6 protein-coding genes and 2 pseudogenes are annotated in these 6,049 nt (G+C 67.3%); 4 read left to right on the forward strand and 4 right to left on the reverse strand.

The annotated features are described in order from the left end of the window. Positions 1–50 precede the first annotated feature (50 nt). The gene (locus VF631_RS14055; protein ID WP_431850947.1) at positions 51–533 is read left to right on the forward strand and encodes a hypothetical protein; all 483 of its coding nucleotides are present in this window, start codon (positions 51–53) and stop codon (positions 531–533) included. A gap of 140 nt (positions 534–673) precedes the next feature. Then, positions 674–1,180, forward strand: a complete 507-nt coding sequence (locus VF631_RS14060) for a flavin reductase family protein (protein ID WP_431850948.1) — start codon at positions 674–676, stop codon at positions 1,178–1,180. Positions 1,181–1,299: 119 nt separating this feature from the next. Here VF631_RS14060 and VF631_RS14065 read toward each other — a convergent pair whose 3' ends face one another. Then, positions 1,300–1,599 (reverse strand): hypothetical protein, encoded by a 300-nt coding sequence (locus tag VF631_RS14065; RefSeq protein ID WP_431850949.1) that lies wholly within the window; start codon positions 1,597–1,599, stop codon positions 1,300–1,302. 175 nt (positions 1,600–1,774) lie between these two features. Between VF631_RS14065 and VF631_RS14070 the strand changes: the two genes are divergently transcribed. Further along, positions 1,775–2,689 carry a hypothetical protein gene (locus VF631_RS14070; RefSeq protein ID WP_431850954.1) on the forward strand — a complete coding sequence of 305 codons (915 nt, stop codon included), beginning with the start codon at positions 1,775–1,777 and terminating at the stop codon, positions 2,687–2,689. A 7-nt stretch (positions 2,690–2,696) separates the two neighbouring features. Here VF631_RS14070 and VF631_RS14075 read toward each other — a convergent pair. Next, a pseudogene (locus VF631_RS14075) lies at positions 2,697–3,095 on the reverse strand (hypothetical protein); the annotation flags it as partial. 230 nt (positions 3,096–3,325) lie between these two features. Between VF631_RS14075 and VF631_RS14080 the strand changes: the two are divergent. Then, positions 3,326–4,408, forward strand: coding sequence for a surface lipoprotein assembly modifier (locus VF631_RS14080; protein ID WP_431850950.1), 1,083 nt, complete (start codon positions 3,326–3,328; stop codon positions 4,406–4,408). Between the two features lie 40 nt (positions 4,409–4,448). Here the strand turns inward: VF631_RS14080 and VF631_RS14085 are convergent, their stop codons facing one another. Further along, on the reverse strand, positions 4,449–5,561 hold the full coding sequence (locus tag VF631_RS14085; protein ID WP_431850951.1) for an inositol-3-phosphate synthase: 1,113 nt from the start codon (positions 5,559–5,561) through the stop codon (positions 4,449–4,451). Beyond that, a pseudogene (locus VF631_RS14090) lies at positions 5,558–6,049 on the reverse strand (beta-xylosidase); the annotation flags it as partial. The pseudogene VF631_RS14090 and the gene VF631_RS14085, both read right to left, overlap by 4 nt.

Genomic DNA, 6,049 nt, shown 5'->3' on the forward strand with positions numbered 1-6,049 from the left:
GAAACCGGGCGGACGCTCGCGCCGGTCGGGCATGTGAAGGAGAAATGAGTATGGCAGACAAGAACACCCTCGCCCCCGGGGCCGGCAGCACGGTCAGTGGTTCCACAACGAGCAGCACCGGCGGCACGGGCTCCAGCCCATCCGGCGCCTCGAGCAATTTCGGCGACACCAGCCGGCCGACCGGCAGCACCACCACCAGCTCGACGCAGAGTTCGGGCGGCTTGTCGTCGTCTTCGGGCTCGGGCTCGAACTTCCAGCCGGAGACGAGCGGCTATGAGACCAGCAGCTATCAGTCTTCTGGCGACCAGGCGACCTACGCCGAGCAGTCGCGCAGCCGCCCGAGCACGGCGGTGATCGCCGGCGCGGCGCTTGCGGGCGCGATCACCGGCGGCGCCATCCCGTTCCTGTTCGCGGCCCGCAAGTCGGGCGGGAGGAGCCAGGCGTCGTTCACCGAGACCGGCGACGATTTCGAGACGGGCGAGAGCCGCTCGGTCTTGTTCAGCAAGAGCGGCAGCAGCAGCAAGCGCCGGTGAGCCAACGCGGCGCGGGAGGCGGTGAAGCGTCTCCCGCGCCACCTGACCGAAGCTCTCTCGCCGGGGCACTCCGGCCAAGTCGTGTTCCGCGAGTCGACCAAGCTTGTGCTCCGGCGCGCGGGACCCCAGTTGGGCGGACGATGCCTGCCCCCTCAGACCAGCTCGACGAGGCGTTCCGCCAGGCGATGCGTCGCGTCGCATCGACCGTCAACGTGATCACGATCTGCGTCGACGGGCGGCCGATGGGGATTACGGCCACAGCCATGTCATCGCTGGCGATGAACCCGCCGAGCCTGCTGGTCTGCATCAACCAGACCGCCTCGCTCCACGCCTCGATCAGGGACGTGACGCATTTCGGCGTAAACGTGCTCCACCGCGACCAGCAGCATCTGGCGCAGATGTTCGCGGATCGCTCGAAGGCGGAGCTGCGCTTCGCGAGTGGATGGGAGCTCGACTGCGCGCACCCGCCGCGGCTGGCCGACGCACAGGCGTCGCTCCTGTGCCGGCGCATCGATCACCACCAATTCGGCACGCACAGCATCTTCATCGGCGTGGTCGAGGAGGTGCGGGTGCGCGGCGAGGTCGATCCGCTGATCTACCTGGACGGGTCCTATGCAGGGGCGCGGTCAGAAAGGGTTGAGGTCTGAGGAGCGCCGCAGCGCTTTCGGCGGGCGCATAGCCCCCATCCGCAAAAACAAAGGAGCGCCCGCCCTGGCGGACGCTCCCTGGGAGCTGCCTGCCTGAAAGCAGCTCCGGTCTCGGCCGGCTACATGCCGTTGGCGAGGTTGGTGTCGGGATCGTTGGCGTTCATGTCCTTCTGCATCGCGTTCTGGGTGGCGGGATCGGCGGCGCCGTTGGCCATTCCGTTCATCGCCGGGTCCGTGGCCATATTGCCGTTCATCATCGGATCCATTCCCATGTTCCCGTTCATCATCGGGTCCATGGTCATGTTCTGGTCCATGGTCATGTTGCCCGACGCTGCCATATTGGCGTCGTTGGCCTCAGACCCGCCGCCGCCGCAGGCGGACAGGGTCAAAGCCGCACCGATCATGAGAAAAATGCGCATCCAACTTCCTCCTGTTTATTACGTGCGGGAGGCTAAGCGCTTCTGACCGGCTTTGGGTCCAATCAAGGCTGTCGGAGCAGCGGTTCTGTCTGGCCCGAACCGACCAATCCTCAGAGGCAGATCAGGGTCAGACCCAGCAGGCACTTCGGCGGCTCCGGCGCCGGCGGCGCCGGGGGTGGAGGCGAGGGAGCCGGTGCCGGTGCCGGAGCCGGAGCCGGAGCTGGAGCAGGGGCGGGTTCAGGCGCTGGCGCCGGGGCAGGTGCTGGAGCAGGAGCAGGAGCCGGGGCAGGAGCGGGAGCAGGCTCCGGTGCGGGCGCGGGAGCAGGCGCTGGGGCTGGCGCAGGAGCGGGCTCCGGCGCTGGTGCTGCAGGAGCAGGCTCCGGTGCCGGGGCAGGCGCTGGGGCGGGTGCTGGAGCAGGAGCAGGAGCTGGTGCTGGAGCGGGCTCTGGTGCCGGGGCAGGGGCTGGAGCGGGAGCAGGCTGGGGTGCCGGTGCCGGGGCAGGTGCTGGAGCGGGAGCAGGCTGTGGTGCCGGGGCCGGAGCAGGCGCAGGCGCCAGTGCTGGCGCGGGCTCCGGAGCAGTTGTCGGAGTTGGAGCTGGAGCAGGAGTTGGCGCAGGTGCTGGTTGCTGGCCCGCAGCAGCATCGGCGGCTGAGGCTGGAGCGGGTGCTGGCAAAGTCGGAGCGGGCGACGGAGCCGGTGAGGGCGCGGGCGGCAGCGTCGAGGACAATGCCGAGACCGCGGCAGCCTCACGCACCAGGGTTGACGGGTCGCGCTGGTCCATTTCGTCCAGGCGGGCAAGCCGCAGCAGGGGCGCGGAGCCCGGTTCGCCGGTTGCGGCCGTTCCGGTCGGAACCGGCAGGCGCGCATAATCCAGCCTTGGGGCGCCCGATCCGCTTCCGGCCAAGCCGTAGCTGGCGGCCTCGCCCTTCCCTGCAGGCGTGGTGCCGAGCTCGATGCTGGTCGGGCTTTGCGCCAGGACCGAGGCTACCATGCCCGGATCGACTAGTCGCCGCGCGCCGCCCTCCGCCGCGGCGACTTCCACCCGGCCTTCGAAGACCCGGACCGACGCGCCCCCGCGCTCCACCGTGACGCTGAACACCGTTCCTTTGACGAGGGCCGCGAGCATCGGTGTCTGGACGCCGAAATGGGGGGTCGACTTTTTCTCGATCCGGTACAGCGCCTTGCCGAGATCCTGGATCAATTGGATGATGCCGCTCCGCGCGGCAGCGACTCCCGGCAGCCGCAACTGGGTGCGGGGAGAGACGATCACATATTCCCGTCCGCGCACGAGCACCGCGCGCCCATCCGCTCCGGTCGCGATCGCCTCGCCGGGAGCAAGCGTGCCGCCTCGCTCCGCCGGCCTTGACTGCCCGGCCTGCTTGACCTGCACCGATCCGGCGACTTCGCTGATCCGCCAGGCCGGCACGGCCGCATGCGCCATCGGTCCCAACAGCAACGCCGCAACCATGCAGAGCAGGCCGAGAAAGCGCATCATGGGTCCGCCGTTCAGATCCGGTCCGCTCGATCAAGCGGATTTCCACTCCCCGGATAGGCGGGCTATCATCAACGCCATCTCACCAGGCATGACTACCGGCCGGTTAAGAGTAGCGCGGCCAAGCCGCCCAGGGGCGATGCTCGTAAGAAGGAATTAACCGCGTCCGCTTAGTCAGGTGCCGAAGGCTTCCCGATGCGCTTGTCGGGAGCGAGGCACGGGCAGGCGAATAAGTGCGATTGCAATCAAGCCCCGCCCTGGCAGGTCTCATCTGGCTGGCCTTGTGCGGCTTCGCGCAGCCGCCCGTTCCCGCGCTTGATTACGATCTGCCTGAGTTGGACGCGCCGGACGGCCCCGGGCCGACCGATCCCGACCGGGTGGCGGACCGGTCGGTTCCACTCGTGGCGCTCGAAGCGCCGGCGCCGTCCTCCGCCCAATTCTTCCTGACCGTTGACGCGAGCATAACCGCGGACAGCAACGTCACCAACGCGACCGACGACGACAGCATCCCGATCCATAATGGCGAGGTCACCTTTCCGGTTCCGCTCGATCCGGCGATCCGAGCCCGCGCCGACCTGGCGCTCGGCGCATCCGTCTCGGCCGGCGCGCGCTTGCCCGTCGCGCCGGGCGCCGCGTTCGCGCTCGACGCGGAAGGCTACGCGATCGAGCTCGACGGGTCGCGGAATGACGACCTGTCGGTGCTGATCGCGGCCGGTCCGGAACTCACCTGGACCGAGAACGGCCGGGCTTTCGTCCAGGTCACCGCGTTCGAGCGCTGGTATGGCGGCATTTCGGCCAGTCAGGGCTATGGGCTGCGTGCGCGTTACCAGCAGCAGGTCGCCACGGGGCATCGTGTCAGCCTGTCGCTCGACGTCCGCATCTTCGATTCGGACTATGGCGTGGATTTCCGAGGGACCCAGGCGGGCGCCTATCTGACGTATGACCGCGTCCTGAATGCGCAGATGATGGGATCGCTCGGCGTCTACGCGCGCCGCGACTGGCTGGTTGGGGAGGCATATTCGGGCGCCGAACTCGGCATCTATGCCGGCATCAGCCGGTATCTGGGGCCCAGTCTTAGCGGGGCCGTCTCCGCCGGGATCAGCCGCATGCTATTCGACGCTCCGATCCTGTTCCTGTCGCCGGGTGCGCGGGAGGACGTGCGGGTCTACACCACCTTTTCGCTGACCACGCGCAAGCCGATCGGCTGGAACCTGTTCCCGTCGCTCAGCTACAGCTATCACCGCAACCAGAGCTCGATCAGCTTTTTCGACGCCGACCGCCACCGCGTCCGCCTGGGACTGCTGCGCAGCTTCTGACGGGCTGCGGCCATCGATGCGGGAGAGTCGGAAGCGCGCTTCAGGCCTTGCCCGCGATGAATGCCTCCAGCGCCTCGTACGCCGCGTCGTCGGTCATCTGCACCGGCGGGTGTTTGCAGAAATAGGCGCTGGCGGGGTGGATCGGGCCGCCGAGGCCGCGGTCGCGGGCGAGTTTGGCGCAGCGGATCATGTCGATCGCGACGCCGGCGCTATTCGGACTGTCCTCGACCGAGAGGCGGAGCTCCAGGTTCATGGGAACGCCGCCGAACAGCTGGCCTTCCATGCGCAGGAAGCAGACCTTGTTGTCGTTCTGCCAAGCGACGTAATCAGAGGGGCCGATGTGGATGTTCTCCGGCTCGAGACGGTGTTCGGCGACCGACTGCACCGCTTCGGTCTTGCTGATCTTCTTGGATTTGAGCCGCGAGCGGTTTGACATGTTGAGGAAGTCGGTATTGCCGCCGGTGTTGAGCTGGTAGGTGCGGTCGAGCTTGACGCCGCGCTTGCGGAAGAGGTCGGTCAGCACCCGGTGCACGATGGTGGCGCCGAGCTGAGCCTTGATGTCGTCGCCAATCAGCGGGACGCGGGCGTCGGTGAAGCGCTTTGCCCAGCTTTCGTCGCTGGCGATGAAAACGGGAATGTTGTTGACGAACGCGACCCCGGCTTCGAGCGCACATTCGGCGTAGAATTCGGTCGCCTGCTGACTACCTACTGGGAGGTAGTTGAGCAGCACCTCCGTCTCCGTCTCGCGCAGCGTCTGGATGACCTCGGCCTTGTCCGGTTCAGCCGCGCCGGCGAGCAGAAACGTGCGGTCGTCCGGCATCTCGGCCATATGCTCGGAATAGCCGTCGAGGACGCGACCCATGCGGACGTCCACGCCGGAGGGTGGGACGTGATCGCAGAAGATGCTGGTGCAATTGGGCTTGGCGAAAATCGCCTCGGCGACGTCGCGGCCGACCTTACGACGGTCCACGTCCCAGGCGGAGGTGATGCGGATGTCCTTGGGCCGGTAACCCCCGAGATCCCAGTGCATGAGGCCGATCTGATCGTTCGCCCCGCCATTCTGGTAATGCGCGATGCCCTGCACGAGCGAACTGGCGCAATTTCCGATGCCAACGAGTCCGACGTTGATCGCATGCGGGTCGTGCAGGCTCATTCGGCAGCCACCCTGACCATGCCCCTCGGAGCGTATCGGTCGATCATCCGCGCGCAGAAATCCGCAAAATACATGGGATCACGTGCGGGGCTGGTGTGGTGCGGGGCGATGCCTTCGCTTTCCGGCGTGAAGCAGAAGGTGACGGTGGTCTCAAATTCGGCCAGCGCATCCATCTGCCGGTCGAACCAGCTTTCCCAGCCCGGCCGGTAGCTGTCGGCCCAGCTGAGGCCGGTGCGCAGATGCGTGACGCCGAGTCGCCGCATCCACTTGACCGCGTCGTCCAGCCGCGGGTCCTCGAAATGGAACCACTGCATCAGGCCCATCTGGGGTGTGTGCCGCGCGAAATGCTCGAGCGCCAGCTTGGGCGTGCCATCCTCCCGGATCAGGCCCATGTAAAAATGGCGGTAGTAGCTGGAGCCTTCCGCCTCGCGGTGGCGGGTGGTCGCGCCCCAGGCCTGGGGGAGATCGAACAGGCTGTACCAGAAGAC

It is taken from the genome of Allosphingosinicella sp., assembly GCF_036387615.1.
GTDB lineage: Bacteria > Pseudomonadota > Alphaproteobacteria > Sphingomonadales > Sphingomonadaceae > Allosphingosinicella.

What these genes read in the sequence shown, in the direction of transcription:
- VF631_RS14055 (WP_431850947.1), top strand. Translation starts at nt 51, where the DNA reads ATGGCAGACAAGAACACCCTCGCCCCCGGGGCCGGCAGCACGGTCAGT.
- VF631_RS14060 (WP_431850948.1), top strand. Translation starts at nt 674, where the DNA reads ATGCCTGCCCCCTCAGACCAGCTCGACGAGGCGTTCCGCCAGGCGATG.
- VF631_RS14065 (WP_431850949.1), bottom strand. Translation starts at nt 1,599, where the DNA reads ATGCGCATTTTTCTCATGATCGGTGCGGCTTTGACCCTGTCCGCCTGC.
- VF631_RS14085 (WP_431850951.1), bottom strand. Translation starts at nt 5,561, where the DNA reads ATGAGCCTGCACGACCCGCATGCGATCAACGTCGGACTCGTTGGCATC.